Raw genomic sequence first — 18,413 nt, 5'->3', positions numbered from 1 at the left:
TGAAAGCTATGAATACAGTTCAAAAGCTAGAGCAAGAACATATTGATAAACTAACGTCGGAACGTCCGGTTCCTGAATTTAGGGCCGGTGACACGGTACGGGTCCATGTGAAGGTTGTTGAAGGCACGCGTGAGCGTCTTCAGGCCTTTGAAGGTGTTTGTATTGCCCGCAATGGCGGCGGTATCAACTCAAACTTCACGGTTCGTAAAATTTCCTATGGTGAAGGTGTGGAACGTATTTTCCCACTCTATTCACCACGGATCGACAATATTGAAGTCGTTCGTCAAGGTGTTGTTCGTCGCGCCAAGCTATACTACCTCCGCGAATTGCGTGGTAAAAAGGCTCGTATCCGCGAACGTCGCGATGATCGGTACAATAAATCTGATAGCTAGTAGATCATTGAGTAACGTCGATATTTGATGTGATAATATTCGCAGAAACGACAACGTTATCTGACGTCTGGTATTTTCGCTCCTCGATGAAGAGGGGCGAAAATCATGACGAGATCGGAATAAAGCGAACAGACCGCTAACTTAAGAAAAGTTGAAAGAGGATGTGTGATGGGAACGCCAAGAACTCTGTATGACAAAATTTGGGATAGTCATATTGTCGATCAATTGGAGGGAGAAGCCTATATTCTCTATATTGATCGCCATCTGGTGCATGAAGTCACAAGCCCTCAGGCTTTTGAAGGATTAAGAACGTCTGGCCGAAAAGTCAGACGCCCCAATGCCACATTTGCAGTCGCTGACCACAACGTCCCGACCAAAGATCTGGACAAAGGTATTACGGATCCGGAAAGCAAGCTCCAGATTGATACTCTGGAAGCGAACACGGCGGAATTTGAAATTCCGTATTTTTCTATGACAGACGATCGTCGTGGGATTGTACATATTATTGGACCTGAACAAGGTTTGACGTTGCCTGGCATGACAATTGTTTGCGGTGACTCTCATACATCGACCCACGGTGCTTTTGGTGCGCTTGCGCACGGAATTGGTACCTCAGAGGTTGAGCATGTTCTGGCGACGCAGACACTTGTTCAAGAAAAAGCCAAAAACATGCGGGTTTCGGTGGAAGGTGATATTCCGGCCGGTGTAACGGCCAAGGATCTTGCGCTGGCCATTATCGCGCAAATTGGAACTGCTGGTGGTACCGGTCATGTGATTGAGTATGCCGGAGAAGCCGTTCGTGCATTGTCAATGGAAGGTCGGATGACCCTTTGCAATATGACCATTGAAGCGGGCGCGCGGGCCGGTCTGGTTGCCCCCGATGAAACAACTTTCAAATATGTTCAAGGGCGTCCGTACGCACCAAAGGCAGGTGCTTATGAGCAGGCCGTTGCTTACTGGAAGTCACTTCAAACTGATGAAGGGGCCCATTTTGATACTGAAATTACCCTCAAAGCCGATGATTTGGTTCCTTATGTAACTTGGGGTACGAGCCCGGAAGATGCGTTACCGATTACGGGCTATGTTCCGGCGCCAGCCGATTTTAACGATGAAGGCAAACAGATCGCTGCTCAGCGTGCCTTGCATTATATGGGCCTTACAGCAGGTACGAAACTTACGGATATTGAAGTTGACCATGTTTTTGTTGGGTCTTGTACAAATGGTCGAATTGAAGATTTGCGGGCGGTGGCCGACGTCGTCAAAGGTCGGAAAGTCAAAGACAGCGTCAACGCAATTATTGTTCCAGGGTCTGGATTAGTAAAAATTCAAGCTGAAGAAGAAGGATTGGATATCATATTTGAAGAGGCTGGATTTGAATGGCGCCAACCGGGTTGCTCTATGTGTCTGGCTATGAATGCAGATCGGCTGGAAGATGGCGATCGTTGTGCGTCGACTTCCAACCGTAATTTTGAAGGTCGTCAAGGTCGTGGTGGGCGGACACATCTTGTGAGCCCGGCAATGGCTGCAGCGGCAGCCATCACGGGTCGATTAACTGATATTCGTGATTTGGCATAAGGGGTAGGGAAATGGATAAGTTCAATAAACTAACAGCCGTTGCAGCACCGATGCCCCTGGTCAATATCGATACGGACATGATTATTCCGAAGCAGTTTCTGAAAACCATCAAACGTGAGGGTCTTGGTAAGAACCTGTTTGCTGAAATGCGCTATGACAATGATGGAAATGAAAACGAAGACTTTGTACTGAACAAGCCAGCTTATAGGAATGCTCAGATACTGGTTGCGGGAGATAATTTTGGTTGTGGCTCCAGCCGCGAACATGCTCCGTGGTCTTTAAAAGACTTTGGAATTCGCTGTGTGATTTCCACAAGTTTCGCAGACATCTTTCATAACAACTGTTTTCGTAATGGTATCCTGCCAATTGAGGTAACCCACGAGCAGCTGGAAAAGCTTATGGATGATGCAGAGCGCGGTGCAAACGCGACAATTTCTGTAGATCTGGAAGCCCAGGAAATTCACGGTCCGGATGGTGGTGTCATCAAATTCGATATTGATCATTTCAATAAACATTGTCTTCTTGAGGGCCTTGATGAGATCGGCCTGACTATGAAGAAAGAAGATAAAGTGACCGAATTTGAAGAAATCCGTAAAATCGACCAGCCCTGGTTACACCTTTAGTCCTGTTATTGAGAGTAAACCGTTATGACATCGAACAAGTCACTATTGATACTGCCAGGTGATGGCATTGGGCCTGAAGTTATGGCTGAGGTGCGCCGTATTGTTGGCTGGATGGAAGAAAACCGCGCGGTCGCCTTCGATATAGATGAAGACCTGGTTGGCGGCGCCTCTATCGATGAACACGGTATTCCGATTACCGACGCAGTTGTTGAAAAAGCGCAGAACGTTGATGCCGTGCTGCTTGGTGCAGTTGGCGGCCCCAAATGGGATGATCTGGATTTTTCTATTAAGCCTGAAAGAGGCCTATTACGCCTTCGCAAGGATCTGCAGTTGTTTGCCAATTTGCGGCCTGCTGTTTGTTTTGATGCGCTTGTTGATGCCTCCAGTCTTAAGCCTGAGCTTGTCAGTGGCCTAGACATTATGATTGTGCGCGAACTGACTGGCGGTGTGTATTTCGGAGAGCCACGTGGTATCGAAGATTTGGGTAATGGTGTGCGTCGTGGCGTTAATACGCAAGTCTACACAACACCTGAAATTCACCGTGTCGCACGGGTTGCCTTTGAACTGGCGAAGAAGCGCGGTAACCGCGTTTGCTCTAGCGAAAAAGCAAATGTCATGGAATCTGGTGTGCTCTGGCGCGAAGAAGTCACCCATATTCAACAAACAGAGTTTCCGGATGTCGAGTTGAGCCATATGTATGCGGATAATGCTGCCATGCAGTTGGTACGAGCGCCAAAGCAGTTTGATGTTATTGTAACGGATAATCTGTTTGGCGATATTTTATCGGATTGCGCGGCAATGTTGACCGGCTCTTTGGGAATGCTGCCGTCCGCGTCTTTGGGTGATGTTGATGAAACAGGTCGAAGAAAGGCTCTTTACGAGCCGGTTCACGGATCAGCCCCCGACATCTCAGGTCAAAATTTGGCTAACCCAATCGCAACTATTTTGTCCTACGCCATGGCACTGCGCTATAGCTTTGATATGGGCGACGAAGCAGACCTTGTTGAAGGTGCTGTCGAAAAAGTACTTGAAAGTGGCGTGCGGACTGGCGATATCATGGCGGACGGCATGACACAGGTTTCTACAACTGAAATGGGCGACGCCATTTTAAAGGAACTGAATAAAGCCAACGCTTAGTACCAAGATAGTATTAAATAGAAGCATACCCCGGGAATGGAAAATCCGGGAAAGAGAAGAGATTAAGATCATGGGATATAGAGTAGCTGTCGTCGGCGCCACCGGTAGCGTGGGCCGCGAAATGATGAACATTCTGCATGAAAGACAGTTTCCTGTCACAGAAGTCATTGCTCTGGCCTCAAAACGGTCAGTAGGACGGGAAGTTTCCTTCGGTGATAAAAATCTGAAGGTACAGGCTCTGGATGGTTTTAATTTTACGGGCATGGATTTTGCCTTGTTTTCTGCGGGTGGTTCGGTTTCGGCTAAATATGGCCCGATTGCCGCAGCGCAAGGCTGTATTGTAATCGATAACTCATCTCATTTTCGGATGGACCCGGACGTTCCATTGATTGTTCCCGAAGTTAATCCGCAAGATGCAGCAGGTTATGTAAAAAAGAATATCATTGCCAATCCAAATTGCTCGACTGCGCAACTGGTTGTGACACTAAAGCCTTTGCACGATATCGCGAAAATAAAACGCGTCGTGGTGTCAACATATCAATCTACATCTGGGGCCGGGAATGCGGCAATGGATGAGTTGTTTTCTCAAACCAAAGGTATCTTTGTAAATGACGAGCCAACACCGTCTAAATTCCCCAAGCAAATAGCCTTTAACGTAATTCCGCATATCGATGATTTTATGGATGATCGGTATACCAAGGAAGAGTGGAAAATGGTGGTGGAGACGAAAAAAATTGTCGACCCGGCTATCAAATTGACCGCAACTTGTGTCCGTGTGCCGACTTTTGTTGGCCATGCGGAGAGCGTCAATATCGAGTTTGAAAACGAACTTAGCGCAGATGATGTACGCCGTATTCTTCGGGAAGCGCCGGGTATACTGGTCGTTGATAATCCTGAAGAGAATGGATATGTCACGCCTGTTGAATGTGTTGGTGATTACGCAACTTTCGTCTCTCGTATTCGCGACGATCCAACCATAGAAAACGGTATCAATCTGTGGTGTGTTTCTGATAACCTACGCAAAGGCGCGGCGTTAAATACGGTTCAGATCGCGGAACTTGTTGGCCGGGAATACCTTAAAAAAGCAGCATAGCACGTTTATCATAATTCGATTAAAGCCGGTTCAGGGTTCCTGTCCCGGCTTTTTTATTGCGTAAGCGAGAAAACCGCCGCAACTTTATTGCGTCGCAGCAAAAACTGATTATGATGGCGGCGAACTTTTTGCTAATTCAAACATGAATAAAATCAATAGAGGCGAGAACGAACGCCCGAGGGATATATTATGACGAAAACCATACGTCCGCGTCGTTCCGTGCTTTATATGCCGGGATCAAATGCTCGTGCACAGGAAAAGGCGAAAACACTTGTTGCCGATGCACTAATTCTGGATTTGGAAGATGCAGTCGCTCCCGATGCCAAGCAAGAGGCGCGCGCTATCGTATGCGCGAATGCGGCTTCGGGCGAGTATGGTAATCGTGAAATAATAATTCGGGTGAACGGATTGGATACACCCTGGGGACGGGATGATATTGCCGCCGCCGCCGCCGCGAAACCAGACGCTATCTTACTGCCGAAAGTGGAAAGCGCCGGGCAGGTCATGGAGCTGGAGGGGATCATGAGCGCCGCGGGCGCGGGCCCCGAAGTCTCAATTTGGTGCATGATGGAAACACCACTAGGTATTCTTAAAGCTGAAGAAATAGCCGCCTCGAGCCCACGGGTTGAGTGCTTTGTTATGGGAACTTCTGACCTTGTGAAAGATTTGCAAGCACAGCATACGACATTGCGTCTTCCCGTCATCACGTCATTGGGCTTGTGTTTATTGGCAGGTCGCGCATATGGGCTCACAGTTCTCGACGGTGTTTACTTGGATCTGGCAGATGAAGATGGATTTCTGGCATCCTGCGTTCAGGGTCTTGAACTCGGATTTGACGGTAAAACGCTTATCCATCCTAAACAATTAGCGCCGACCAATGACGTATTTGCGCCGTCGATAGAGGAAGTCGCGCATGCCCGAAAAGTGATCGTTGCATTTGAAGAGGCAGAGGCTCAAGGTAAAGGTGTGGTTCTTGTCGAGGGCAAGCTAATCGAAAATCTTCATGTAGAAATAGCCAAATCAAAAGTAGCGATGGCTGATGCCATTCAGGCAATGGCAGAATAGGAACTCTACAGCATGACAACGAAAACCAATCCCGGTAATTATTTTGAAGACTTCTCAATAGGCCAGGTTCTTGATCACGCAACCCCGCGAACAGTTACCGAAGGAGATGCCTCTCTTTATACGGCGTTGTACGGAAGTCGCTTTGCGTTGCAATCTGCCGACAGCTTTGCCATGGATTGCGGCTTAGAGGCTGCACCAATAGATAACTTGCTGGTATTTCATATTGTATTTGGGAAGACAGTCCCGGATGTTTCACTTAACGCGGTAGCCAATCTGGGCTACGCGGATGTGCAGTTCCGAGTGCCTGTATATCCAGGAGACAGTTTGCAAACCTCTTCGGAAGTAATTGGACTGAAAGAGAATTCCAACGGCAAAACAGGTGTTGTCTATGTTCGGTCCATTGGCACCAATCAGATGGATGAAGTTGTTCTTGATTATGTCCGTTGGGTAATGGTGCGTAAAAGAGATGAAAACGCTGTGGCACCGACACCAGTTGTTCCACAATTGATGGACTGTGTTGATCCCGCAGATTTTTCGATCGCTCCAGACCTCAACTTTTCTGCATATAACGCAACACTTGCTGGATCACCTCATTTTCATGAGGATTACGAAGTCGGTGAGAAAATTGATCATGTTGACGGGATGACGATCGAAGAAGCCGAACATATGATGGCAACACGCCTTTACCAAAACACAGCGAAAGTTCACTTTAACCAGCATCAAATGCAAAATGATCGATTTGGACGTAGATTGATTTATGGTGGACATATTATAAGCCTTGCCCGCGCGCTTACTTTTAATGGGTTAGGCAACGCGCAATTGATAGCCGCGATTAACGGTGGATCACATACGGCACCAACATTTGCGGGGCACACGATTTACGCTTGGAGCGAAGTTCTTGAAAAGGCCGACTTACCGGATCGAACAGATGCCGGTGCGCTTAGAATACGGACTTTGGCAACAAAGGATATGCCCTGTGAAAGTTTCCCGGACAAATCGGAAGATGGAAAACGGGACCCTGCCGTCGTTCTAGACCTTGATTACTGGGTGATCATGCCTAAAATGCAGGAAGTTTCATAAATAAGGCAGGGTTCGGTTGACTTCGGGAAGTGGAGGACTAAAATCCACTCCAGTTGAAGATAATCAATAATATATGAAAAATTTACAGCGAGAAAGACTTTCCCATGGCGAATATTGAAAGACCGCTATCGCCGCATCTGCAGATATATAAGCCACAGATTACGATGGTGACCTCTATCACGCACCGCGCGACTGGCATTGCTCTGGGTGTTGGTACTTTGCTACTTACTTGGTGGTTAATCGCTGCAGCGACCGGTCCGGACGCTTTTGCAACTGTCAGCGGCTTTATTTCTTCTTGGTTTGGCCAGTTGGTAATGTTCGGATTTACCTGGGCGCTTTTCTTCCATCTTTGTAACGGAATACGTCATTTATTCTGGGACATGGGAAAAGGATTTGAGCTTCCGACAATGCGAAAAAGCGGTATGGCCGCGATTATTGCCTCTGTCGTATTGACACTGCTGACTTGGATTGTAGCTTATGGATTGGGGAGCTAATCATGGGAATGAGAGCGCCGCTAAAAAAGGTGCGTGGATTGGGGTCTGCGAAAGAAGGAACGACACATTGGTGGCATCAAAAAGTGACAGCAGTTGCGTTGATCCCGCTCTTTATAATCGCGCTTGCTTATGCCATTAGCCTTACTGGCTCAAGCTATGACCGCGTCGTTTATGTTTTAAGCTTGCCGTTTTCCTCTTTGGTTATGTTACTTCTCATCGGCGCCATGTTTTATCATATGAAACTCGGGTTGCAGGTTGTTATTGAAGATTATGTTCACACCGAGAGAACGAAAATCGCTTTGCTGTTATTGAATAGTTTTATTTGTACGGTCATTGGGTTGGCTGCCGCGCTTGCTGTCTTAAAGCTCGCGCTAGGAGGATAAAGTAAGAATGTCGGACGCCTATCCAATTACTGAACATAAATTTGATGTTGTCGTTGTCGGCGCTGGTGGTGCCGGATTGCGCGCGACCATGGGCATGGCCGCAGCCGGTTTAAAAACGGCGGCAATTACAAAAGTTTTCCCAACCCGGAGCCATACGGTTGCAGCGCAAGGCGGTATATCTGCATCCCTCGGCAATATGGGAGAAGATAACTGGCAGTGGCACATGTATGACACCGTCAAGGGCTCGGATTGGCTCGGAGATCAGGACGCGATCGAATATATGTGCCGCGAGGCACCGGCCGCTGTTCTTGAACTCGAACAGTTTGGTATGCCGTTTAGCCGTACAGAAGAGGGCAAGATTTATCAGCGTGCTTTTGGCGGTATGACAACGCAATTTGGTGAAGGCCCTGCGGCGCAGCGGACATGTGCAGCTGCCGACCGGACCGGCCATGCGATGTTGCACACGCTTTATAGTCAATCTTTGAAGCATGATACGGAATTCTTTATCGAGTATTTTGCTCTTGATTTGATTATGGATAAAGACGGCTCCTGCAAAGGTGTCCTGTGTCTTTGTCTGGAAGATGGTACGCTGCATCTATTCCGCGCTCATATGGTTGTTCTTGCCACAGGCGGGTTTGGTCGGGCTTACTTCAGTTGCACGTCTGCCCATACTTGTACCGGAGATGGCGGCGGCATGGTTCTACGTGCCGGATTGCCGCTGCAGGATATGGAATTTACTCAGTTCCATCCGACAGGAATTTACGGTGCTGGCTGCCTTATCACTGAAGGCGTACGTGGTGAAGGCGGGTTTCTGGTCAATGGTGAAGGTGAGCGTTTCATGGAACGCTATGCGCCACATGCGAAAGATCTGGCCAGCCGCGATGTGGTTAGTCGCTCCATGACCATGGAAATTCGCGAAGGCCGCGGTGTCGGACCGCGAAATGACCATATTTATTTGCATTTAGACCATCTTGACCCGTCGATGATTGATGAACGGCTTCCCGGCATATCCGAAAGTGCCCGTATTTTTGCTGGCGTAGATGTGCATAAAGAACCCATTCCGGTTTTGCCGACGGTGCATTATAATATGGGCGGTATACCGACAAATTATCATGCGGAAGTCGTGGATTTAAAGCAGGGCGATCCTAATGCCATTGTTCCCGGACTTATGGCAGTTGGTGAAGCTGCCTGTGTTTCTGTTCACGGCGCGAACCGATTGGGATCCAACTCCCTTATTGATCTTGTCGTGTTTGGCCGGGCCGCCGCATTGCGTGCAAAAGATGTCGTCAAGACGGGGGAAGCGCACTCGCCTTTGCCGGCGGATGCCTGTGATGAAGCTTTGGCTCACCTTGATAAATACCGCCATGCAAGTGGAAATAGCTCAACAGCCTCTATTCGCGATAACATGCAAAAGGTGATGCAAGATGATTGCGCCGTTTTCCGGACAAGCAAGACTTTGCTTGAAGGTAAAGATAAGATTGGAGCCGTTTGGGATCAAATGCCCGATATCAAAACCACAGATCGTTCTTTGATTTGGAATTCTGATCTGGTTGAGACTTTAGAGTTGGATAACCTGATCCGCCAGGCAGTTGTTTCCATGACAGCTGCGGAGAATAGAAAAGAAAGTCGCGGGGCACATGCCCATGAAGATTTTCCGGATCGAGATGACGAAAACTGGATGAAACATACATTAACTTATTTTAACGATAAGGATGGTGTGAAACTCGATTATCGGCCGGTGCATGATTACACGCTCACGGACGAAGTCGAATATATTAAACCCAAAGCACGTGTTTACTAGGAGTTAGGGACGTTAGATATGGTTGAACTGACATTACCCAAGAATTCAAGAGTTGGCACAGGCAAGAAGCACGCTAAGCCAGACGGAGCGACAAATACCAAGACTTTCAACGTTTATCGTTGGTCGCCGGATGATGACGCTAATCCTGCTATCGATTCATATGAAGTCGATCTGGATACTTGCGGCCCAATGATTTTGGACGGCCTGATCAAAATTAAAAACGAAATTGACCCGACCCTGACCTTTCGCAGATCCTGTCGTGAAGGTATCTGTGGTTCATGTGCGATGAATATCAACGGCACCAATACATTGGCCTGCACCACGGGTATGGATGAGATGGACGGTGACATTAATATTTACCCATTGCCACATCAGCCAGTAGTCAAAGATCTTGTTCCTGATTTGACAAATTTCTACGCACAGTATGCATCCATCAAGCCCTGGTTGCAGGCGGAAACACCTCAGCCATCACATGAACGCCTGCAATCAAAAGAAGATCGTGAGAAATTGGATGGGCTATATGAATGTATTCTATGTGCCTGTTGCTCCACATCCTGCCCAAGTTATTGGTGGAATTCAGACCGGTTCTTAGGCCCAGCTATACTTTTACAAGCCTATCGTTGGATAGTCGATAGTCGGGATGAACATACCGGTGAACGTTTGGATAATCTTGAAGATCCGTTTCGGCTTTATCGCTGTCACACGATTATGAATTGTGCGAATACCTGCCCTAAAGGTCTGAACCCAGCGAAGGCAATTTCAGAAATCAAGAAATTGATGGTTGAACGGCGTTAATTGGCTCCTTCATTTTGTTGAAAATGGCGCTGGCCATAGACCAATACTAATTTAAATTAGACCGCTCCGATGAGCGGTCTTTTTTTATGGATAAGAAAAATGTACATACCTCCTCACTTTGCGGTACCTGGCAAAGAAACGCTTCAGAAAATACTGCCTGAGGCGAGCTTTGCGACACTGATTACGACGATCGAGAACAGCGCCCCAATCGCATCCCATTTGCCCGTATCCTACGAACCAGATGGTGGCGAGTTTGGCAAAATCTATGCTCACATGGCTCGCGCTAATTCCCATTGGCAGGGGTTTGACGGCACTGAGGCTCTTGTTATTTTTCAGGGGGCGCACGCTTATATTTCTCCGAGTTATTATGCGACGGACATCAATGTACCCACATGGAATTATGTGGCGGTTCATGCTTACGGAGTCCCAAAAATTTTATTGGATCCAGACGAAGTATTAACAATTCTAGAGCGCCTAACTTCTGAGAACGAACGGGATAAGCCTGATCCTTGGACAACTGACAATCTAACCGAAAAACGTCTTCAAGGACTTATGCGCGCAATTGTCGCATTTGAAATTCCAATAACTAGGCTCGACGGTAAAGCCAAGTTGGGCCAGAATAAATTACCGGAAGATCAGGCATCGGTGAAATCTGCGATAGGCACTTTGTTGGATTAGTATTCCTTGACTGTAGTTGTATTATATCAAATACTAATGCTCGCATAGGTATAGGTGGCGGGAGAATATGTCGATTAACAGTGACGTTCAAGATACCGGAGTTGAGGATAATACACCGGGCCGGACGCGGACTATTCTAGCAGGCCTTGTTGGCAATATCATGGAATGGTACGATTTCGCGATATATGGATATTTCGCTGCTACTATCGGGAAACAATTCTTTCCATCTGAAGATCCTGCTATCTCATTAATCGCGTCGTTCGGAGCTTTCGCGGCTGGATTTTTAGCCCGACCCCTGGGCGGAATTGTATTTGGGCGTATTGGCGACATTGTCGGCCGCAAGCGCGTCTTGATGTTATCCGTTATGGCGATGGCGATACCAACGACCCTCATAGCTTTCCTGCCAGGCTATGAGAGTATTGGTATCCTTGCACCAATAACTCTTGTGCTTCTTCGGATCATACAGGGATTGTCAGTTGGCGGCGAATATACAAGTTCCATTGTTTTCTTGGTGGAACAGGCGCCAGCAAAACGTCGTTCATTCTTTGCAGTTTGGGGAATGTGGGGAGCTACTCTCGGCATTTTGGCTGGATCTGCTGTCGGCGATGTTGTCGCAACGGTTTTAACGGACGAGCAGATTGCAGATTGGGGCTGGCGAGCACCCTTCCTCCTGGGATCACTCGTGGCAATTAGTTGCCTTCTTGTTCGAAGATCCCTCACTAAAGATACGCCTTCGCCAGAAGTATCTAGCCCCGTCAAACAAACTTTCATGTTGCATTATCCAACAGTCATTAAAGTCATTTTATTGAACATAGGAACAGCGGTATCCTTCTACGCGGCCTTTGTTTATGTCGTAACATACGTTCAGGTGGTAGACGGATTGCCGAAAGAAATTGCCTTGAACTTGAATACCGGCAGCATGGTATTGTTACTAATTTTTATGCCAATTGCCGCCTGGTTGGCAGATCAAATTGGCCGTAAACCAATGATGGTTGCGGGGGCATTTTTGATAGCTTTTGGCGCCATTCCATTTTTTCATCTCATCCACACAACGGATCCAATGCTCATTTTTATTGGGGAAATTGGTTTTGTTCTTGCTATTACAATTTTCAGTGGTGGTTTGAATGCTGCTAATGTCGAAATGATGCCGACATCCGTCCGGTGCACCGGATTGGCCTTTTCATATAATGCCTCGGTCGGAATATTTGGCGGATTGACACCACTTATCGTCACATGGTTGCTCACAACGACGGGTGATCCCATTGCACCGGCATACTGGATTGCTTTTGCCGGCGCCCTGTCATTACTGGCTACTTTGTTTTTGTACCGTGAGACGCGGCACATTGTGCTTTCGTCCTAAATGCTACTATGGCTTGTCTTTGGCCTCTGAATTGCACTAGTTAGCTATAGTGAGGATTTCTGACACTTCCGCCGTTGTCGTTATTGCTCTGGCATTAGACTGCACAACTGGATGCGTTAGGGCCGCTTCCATGATTTCTGCGATGGCGGCGTCAGACACGTCGATTTCGGATAACCTGTTTGGGAGTCCGAGAAACCCGATAAAGTTCCGCAACGCCGGCCCAGCCTCCAGCGCAGATTCTACGCCCAAGATTTTAGCGATCCGAGTTTGAGGAACTTCTGTTGAGGGTAGATTATATGTCATCACCGCCGGAAGAAGCACACAAGATGTCAACCCGTGCGGGACGTGACCAATCACGCCAAGAAGATATCCTAAACCATGGCTTGCCCCCATTCTATACCTGGAAAGGCCTGCAGTCGCGTAGTAAACGCCCATTTGGCTTTCAGCGCGATGGTTGAGATTTTTTCCGTCATTGCGAGATCCAGACATGCCGGAATGTAAAAGCCTAAGGCCTTCTGCACAGGCATCGGCGATTTCAGCGTCAACGGTAGGAGCGCAAATCGTTTCGATGGCATGATCTATTGACCTTATGCCGGACGATAACCAAAGGCGTTCTGGTGTATGCAGGCTCAAGGTGGAGCTGAGAATAATATGATCGGGCACGAGGTGACTGTTCAGAAAACCTTCTTTACGTCCCGTTACACTACTTGTTGCCCCTGCAAGCGGCGTAAATTCTGCGCCAGATAGAGTGGTTGGCACGGCGATGTGCTTGATGGGCCATTTCTCTACAACTGTTCCTTCTTTAGTAGCGTATGTGTTGGCATCTAACTCTTCCGGACTAGAGATATTTTTGGTCGCAACTATGAGCGCAATTTTGGTTCCGTCTATGACACTTCCGCCGCCGATAGACAAAATGTGAGTAGCGTCGTGACGTAGAATTTCACCAGCTAATTCAAATACCTTTTCATACGGAGAATGTTCGCTCAACAAGCTTGTAACGGCAACAATTTTCTCCCGAAGCGAATTTTGTAATTCAGCAACGACATCTGAAGATTTGTTGAGGGATCGGGAAATAGAGATTAGAATTCGAGCATCGGCCGTGTTGTTAATAATATCAGAAACTGCTTTTGAAACATGTTGCTCTACGACTAGCCGGTTCTTCATTTCTGCCAAATCTGGAAATGGCATATCGGTCATTGGAAACCCCATTTTCTGGTTATTGTTTTTGAATTTCTGCTCGTCAGTATAGCTCAACCGCAAAATAATGCATTTCAGAATTTTTTGCTGAACTATCGCCGGAGGGATACATCTTTTAAGTAATCCTCAGACCGCATTTCCATTAACCGTGATACAGTTCTTGCAAATTCAAAATTTCCATCACCTTGAAGATAAAGATCATCTGCATCGACTTCCGCAGAGATTACTAAATTTGCTCCCGCTTCATACAAAATATCGACCAACGTAACAAACCGCTTGGATTCATTTCTTCTTGCCGGACTCAATTGTGGAACATTGGACAATAAAATGGAGTGAAAATGCGCGACCAAGGTTAGATAATCAGACGCACCGAGCGGACGATTACAGAGCTCTTCAAAATCGAAACGTGCGACATTGCGGGCGCAAAATTTGACTTCTAAATCTCGACCTTGTGTTGTCAAAATCGTCGAATGGGGTACGGATCCTTCCGTCAGCTCTTCAAAAAGTCGATCCATCTCCGTTGCGGCAACATCGTCCAGCGGGCTAAAGTAAACAGGGTTCTTCGCCAATCTGTCGAGCCGGTAATCGGTCCCGCCGTCAAGATGAAGAACATCTAATTGATCCTTAATCATTTCAATAAAAGGAAGAAAGAGTTCTCGATTAAGGCCATCTTTGTACAGATCATCCGGGATCCGATTAGATGTTGCGACGACGACGACTCCCTGCTGAAAAAGATACTCAAATAGCCGGCCCAAAATCATTGCATCCGCAACGTCGGTCACTTGAAACTCATCGAAACAAAGAAGCCAGAATTCCTCGGCGATAGAATTTGCGAAAGAGATAATTGGATCATCTCCTAATTTGGTTTCACTTTGACGCCATTCATGGATGAAGGCATGTACTTCGAGCATGAAGGCATGAAAATGTACGCGTCGCTTGTGCGTATTTGGTACCGTGTCAAAAAACAGGTCCATGAGCATGGATTTCCCTCTACCCACATCCCCATACATGTAAGTGCCTTGCGGAGGTTCAACTCGTGGCTTACGGGCGCCCAAACGGAAGATATCTGTCCATTTCGTGCTTGTCCTGGGGTCGTAGTTGGCTAGACGACGATGCAGTGTCTGCAGTTTTTCAACAGCTAATAACTGAATCGGATCAGGTTGCAACGCATGGGTCGCCAACAATTTTCGATAGGTTTCGAGAGGGCTGGGCGAATTCGTCATGGTATAATTAAGGCAATCGCTACAAAATAAAGTATCGGATAAGCTGGCTTTATAGATCTGTAGCGGCTTCGCAATCATCTTGCAACGATCAGAACCAGTTTTTCGATTCATTTTTGTGCGACGAAGATGAAGATATTTTTTGTCCTCTTCAGCATAACGTGTGCCGAGGTGATTGGATTTTGACCCAATTATGTTCAAACCTTCGTTTTAGAATTCCGAATTCGAAAAAAATCCTAACTAATTCACTGGCGTATCTTGCTCTTGGGCAAGAAACGGGGTAGTACCCCTTCGAGAATAATTAAAGAGGACTTTCTGTCTTCTCAGAGAGCCCTCCCACATAGTGTTTGGAGAAAGTAATGGCTCGCAAAAAAATAGCGTTAATCGGTGGCGGAAATATTGGCGGTACGCTCGCTCATCTCGCAGGATTAAAGGAGCTCGGGGATATCGTGCTTTTTGATATCGTTGACGGATTACCGCAAGGTAAGTCGCTGGATATTGCGTCGTCTTCTCCGGTCGAGCGTTTTAATGCAAATATTACCGGCGCCAATGACTACAGTGCCATTGAAGGTGCAGATGTTTGCATCGTGACAGCTGGTATTGCTCGTAAGCCTGGCATGAGTCGTGACGATCTTTTGGGAACAAATATTAAAGTGATGCAGTCCGTTGGTGAAGGTATCAAGAAATATGCGCCTAACGCCTTTGTTATTTGCATCACCAACCCTCTTGACGCGATGGTTTGGGTTCTGCGCGAAAAATGCGGTCTTCCGCATAACAAAGTTGTTGGTATGGCGGGCGTTCTTGATAGTGCCCGGTTCCGTCTTTTCCTTGCAGAAGAGTTTGGCGTTTCCGTAGAAGATGTCACTGCTTTTGTTCTCGGTGGCCATGGTGACTCGATGGTGCCCCTGATCCGTTACTCTACTGTCGCCGGCATTCCTGTCCCGGACCTTATCGAAATGGGATGGACTACACAGGAAAAAATTGATGCGATCGTTGATCGAACAAGAAACGGCGGCGCAGAAGTTGTTGCCCTTCTCAAAACGGGATCTGCTTTTTATGCACCAGCCTCTAGTGCAATTACAATGGCTGAAGCTTATCTCAAAGACAAAAAACGTGTCCTGCCCTGTGCTGCATATGTCGACGGTCAATACGGCCTTGATGGCATGTATGTTGGTGTTCCAACCGTGATTGGGGAAGGGGGTATCGAGCGCATTGTTGAAATCAATATGAATGATGAAGAAAAAGCGATGTTTGATAGCTCCGTTGATGCGGTTAAGGGATTGGTCGAAGCTTGCATAGGCCTTGATCCAAGCTTGGTAAGCTAAGTCGATTACAAAGGGGTACAACAATAACCGGTTGTGCCCCTTTTTTACGGTGCTATAACTTAAGTCGAAATAACTTATATAATTAATGGGTCGACAGGGCGTCAGCCACAATAGAGTGAACAGCGGAATACAATGAACATTCATGAATATCAGGCCAAGAGCCTGCTTGCAAAATATGGTGTGACCGTGCCAAAAGGCGGCGTCGCATATACTGCAGAAGAAGCCAAAACAGTAGCGCAAGAACTTGGCGGTCCAGTTTGGGTGGTGAAATCACAAATTCACGCTGGCGGCCGCGGCTTGGGTGGCGGTGTTAAAGTTGTCAAATCAATTGAAGAAGTATCTGAAACGGCAAAAGCCATGATTGGCATGCAGCTGGTGACACACCAAACCGGCCCTGAAGGCAAAGAAGTTAAACGGGTTTATGTCGAAGATGGGTGTGATATTGCGCGGGAACTTTATTTGGGTGCGATCATAGATCGGGCGAACGACTGCGTTACTTTTATGGCGTCTACAGAAGGCGGAATGGAAATAGAAGAAGTTGCTGCTGCAACGCCTGAGAAAATCCATATGGTCAGCATTGATCCTGCCACAGGCATAATGCCTTTTCATGCTCGTAAAATTGCCTTCGGCCTCGGACTAGAGGGCAAACAAGTCGGCGCAGCCGTTAAATTCATCACGGCTTTGTATAAATCCATTATCGATACAGATGCGAGCTTGGTTGAAATTAATCCGCTCGTGATTACAGGCAGCGGCGAGGTTATCGCACTTGATGCCAAAATGAATTTTGATGACAATGCGTTGTTCCGTCATAAAGATATTGCGGAGTTACGGGATCCCGACGAAGAAGACCCGGCAGAACTCGAAGCTGCTCAATATGATCTCAACTATATTAAGCTAGATGGAAATATTGGCTGCATGGTCAACGGCGCTGGTCTCGCCATGGCAACTATGGATATCATTCAGCTGAATGGTGGTTCTCCTGCCAACTTCCTAGATGTCGGGGGCGGAGCAACAAAAGAAAAAGTTACCGAGGCCTTCAAGATCATTCTTAAAGACGACAATGTCGAAGGAATTCTCGTTAATATTTTTGGCGGTATCATGCGTTGTGATGTGATTGCCGAAGGTGTTGTTGTTGCCGCAAGAGAAGTCGCTTTGAGTGTTCCACTGGTCGTGCGCCTAGAAGGAACAAATGTTGATCTTGGCAAGAAAATTTTGGCCGAATCCGGCCTTCCAATCCTTTCTGCAGACGATCTTGGTGATGCAGCGGTGAAAATAGTTAAAGCAGTGAAGGAGGCCGCGTAATGGCCGTTCTCGTTAATAGAGACACAAAAGTTATCTGTCAGGGTTTTACAGGTTCGCAAGGAACATTCCATTCTGAGCAAGCAATTGCCTATGGAACTAAGATGGTCGGCGGCGTAACGCCGGGTAAAGGCGGTGAAAGCCATCTTGATCTTCCGATTTTCAATACGGTTGACGAAGCCGCTCAAATGACCGGCGCAAATGCAAGTGTCATTTATGTCCCGCCGCCATTTGCTGCAGATGCCATCCTCGAAGCTGTAGATGCAGGTATTGAGCTCGTGGTGTGCATTACTGAAGGTATTCCTGTTCTTGATATGGTTCGGGTAAAGCGTGCACTCAAGGACAGCAAAACGCGATTGATAGGCCCCAATTGCCCGGGCGTTATCACACCGGACGAATGCAAAATCGGTATTATGCCGGGCCATATTCATCGTCGCGGCACTGTTGGTATCGTTTCTCGTTCCGGTACGTTGACATATGAAGCAGTGGCACAAACAACAGCTGCGGGTCTCGGTCAGACAACCTGCATTGGCATCGGTGGAGACCCGGTCAACGGGACAAACTTTATTGATTGCCTTGATTTATTCCTCGGTGACGACGAGACAGAATCGATCATTATGATCGGTGAAATTGGTGGTTCTGCGGAAGAAGAAGCCGCAGAGTTTTTAAAATTATCGAAAATCAAGAAACCGGTTGTTGGATTTATTGCTGGTGTTACAGCGCCTCCGGGACGCCGAATGGGACATGCAGGTGCCATTATTTCCGGCGGAAAAGGTGGCGCTGAAGATAAAATGGACGCGATGCGAAGTGCGGGCATTACAGTATCTGACAGCCCGTCGGCACTTGGTTCTACGTTGGTAAGAGTTTTGAAAGGCTAAGGCTCCATAATTAACCTT

Annotated in this window: 18 protein-coding genes; 16 read left to right on the top strand and 2 right to left on the bottom strand. The window is 47.3% G+C overall.

Going from position 1 to position 18,413, the window contains the following annotated elements; translation table 11 throughout:
• Nucleotides 1-8 precede the first annotated feature (8 nt).
• The 13 genes from rplS to V7723_RS01260 all read left to right on the top strand — a co-directional run bounded on the left by rplS (nt 9) and on the right by V7723_RS01260 (nt 12,476).
• Nucleotides 9-392, top strand: coding sequence for a 50S ribosomal protein L19 (gene rplS / locus V7723_RS01320; protein ID WP_335682609.1), 384 nt, complete (start codon nt 9-11; stop codon nt 390-392).
• Nucleotides 393-560: 168 nt separating this feature from the next.
• A complete protein-coding gene (gene leuC, locus V7723_RS01315; RefSeq protein WP_335682608.1) occupies nt 561-1,967 on the top strand; it encodes a 3-isopropylmalate dehydratase large subunit in 1,407 nt (468 codons plus the stop codon).
• An 11-nt stretch (nt 1,968-1,978) separates the two neighbouring features.
• On the top strand, nt 1,979-2,590 hold the full coding sequence (gene leuD / locus V7723_RS01310; protein ID WP_335682607.1) for a 3-isopropylmalate dehydratase small subunit: 612 nt from the start codon (nt 1,979-1,981) through the stop codon (nt 2,588-2,590).
• A 24-nt stretch (nt 2,591-2,614) separates the two neighbouring features.
• Nucleotides 2,615-3,727, top strand: coding sequence for a 3-isopropylmalate dehydrogenase (gene leuB, locus V7723_RS01305; protein WP_335682606.1), 1,113 nt, complete (start codon nt 2,615-2,617; stop codon nt 3,725-3,727).
• A 70-nt stretch (nt 3,728-3,797) separates the two neighbouring features.
• A complete protein-coding gene (locus V7723_RS01300; protein ID WP_335682605.1) occupies nt 3,798-4,820 on the top strand; it encodes an aspartate-semialdehyde dehydrogenase in 1,023 nt (340 codons plus the stop codon).
• Nucleotides 4,821-5,009: 189 nt separating this feature from the next.
• Nucleotides 5,010-5,885 carry an HpcH/HpaI aldolase/citrate lyase family protein gene (locus V7723_RS01295; RefSeq protein WP_335682604.1) on the top strand — a complete coding sequence of 292 codons (876 nt, stop codon included), beginning with the start codon at nt 5,010-5,012 and terminating at the stop codon, nt 5,883-5,885.
• A gap of 12 nt (nt 5,886-5,897) precedes the next feature.
• Nucleotides 5,898-6,965, top strand: a complete 1,068-nt coding sequence (locus V7723_RS01290) for a MaoC family dehydratase (protein ID WP_335682603.1) — start codon at nt 5,898-5,900, stop codon at nt 6,963-6,965.
• 104 nt (nt 6,966-7,069) lie between these two features.
• Nucleotides 7,070-7,459: a succinate dehydrogenase, cytochrome b556 subunit gene (gene sdhC / locus V7723_RS01285; RefSeq protein ID WP_335682602.1), complete on the top strand. Its 390-nt coding sequence runs from the start codon at nt 7,070-7,072 to the stop codon at nt 7,457-7,459.
• A gap of 2 nt (nt 7,460-7,461) precedes the next feature.
• Nucleotides 7,462-7,842, top strand: a complete 381-nt coding sequence (gene sdhD, locus V7723_RS01280; protein ID WP_335682601.1) for a succinate dehydrogenase, hydrophobic membrane anchor protein — start codon at nt 7,462-7,464, stop codon at nt 7,840-7,842.
• A 7-nt stretch (nt 7,843-7,849) separates the two neighbouring features.
• Complete coding sequence (gene sdhA, locus V7723_RS01275; RefSeq protein WP_335682600.1) at nt 7,850-9,643, top strand: succinate dehydrogenase flavoprotein subunit; 1,794 nt, start codon at nt 7,850-7,852, stop codon at nt 9,641-9,643.
• Between the two features lie 18 nt (nt 9,644-9,661).
• Nucleotides 9,662-10,438: a succinate dehydrogenase iron-sulfur subunit gene (locus V7723_RS01270; RefSeq protein WP_335682599.1), complete on the top strand. Its 777-nt coding sequence runs from the start codon at nt 9,662-9,664 to the stop codon at nt 10,436-10,438.
• A gap of 99 nt (nt 10,439-10,537) precedes the next feature.
• Nucleotides 10,538-11,116, top strand: coding sequence for an FMN-binding negative transcriptional regulator (locus tag V7723_RS01265; protein WP_335682598.1), 579 nt, complete (start codon nt 10,538-10,540; stop codon nt 11,114-11,116).
• Between the two features lie 67 nt (nt 11,117-11,183).
• Nucleotides 11,184-12,476 (top strand): MFS transporter, encoded by a 1,293-nt coding sequence (locus V7723_RS01260; RefSeq protein ID WP_335682597.1) that lies wholly within the window; start codon nt 11,184-11,186, stop codon nt 12,474-12,476.
• A 36-nt stretch (nt 12,477-12,512) separates the two neighbouring features.
• Here V7723_RS01260 and V7723_RS01255 read toward each other — a convergent pair whose 3' ends face one another.
• Nucleotides 12,513-13,673 (bottom strand): iron-containing alcohol dehydrogenase, encoded by a 1,161-nt coding sequence (locus V7723_RS01255; protein WP_335682596.1) that lies wholly within the window; start codon nt 13,671-13,673, stop codon nt 12,513-12,515.
• A 92-nt stretch (nt 13,674-13,765) separates the two neighbouring features.
• Nucleotides 13,766-14,896 (bottom strand): cell division protein ZapE, encoded by a 1,131-nt coding sequence (gene zapE, locus V7723_RS01250; protein ID WP_335682595.1) that lies wholly within the window; start codon nt 14,894-14,896, stop codon nt 13,766-13,768.
• Between the two features lie 356 nt (nt 14,897-15,252).
• Between zapE and mdh the strand changes: the two genes are divergently transcribed.
• The 3 genes from mdh (at nt 15,253) to sucD (ending at nt 18,395) form a co-directional block, all read left to right on the top strand.
• Nucleotides 15,253-16,218, top strand: coding sequence for a malate dehydrogenase (gene mdh / locus V7723_RS01245; protein WP_335682594.1), 966 nt, complete (start codon nt 15,253-15,255; stop codon nt 16,216-16,218).
• 132 nt (nt 16,219-16,350) lie between these two features.
• Complete coding sequence (gene sucC / locus V7723_RS01240; protein WP_335682593.1) at nt 16,351-17,520, top strand: ADP-forming succinate--CoA ligase subunit beta; 1,170 nt, start codon at nt 16,351-16,353, stop codon at nt 17,518-17,520.
• On the top strand, nt 17,520-18,395 hold the full coding sequence (gene sucD, locus V7723_RS01235) for a succinate--CoA ligase subunit alpha (RefSeq protein WP_335682592.1): 876 nt from the start codon (nt 17,520-17,522) through the stop codon (nt 18,393-18,395). The genes sucC and sucD overlap by 1 nt, the downstream gene beginning before the upstream one ends.
• Nucleotides 18,396-18,413: the final 18 nt, after the last annotated feature.

Origin of the sequence: Sneathiella sp. (genome assembly GCF_036960985.1) — a bacterium.
Classification (GTDB): Bacteria; Pseudomonadota; Alphaproteobacteria; order Sneathiellales; family Sneathiellaceae; genus Sneathiella.
The sequence above is the reverse complement of the archived record's forward strand: the minus strand, read 5'-3'. Positions and strand labels throughout refer to the sequence as shown.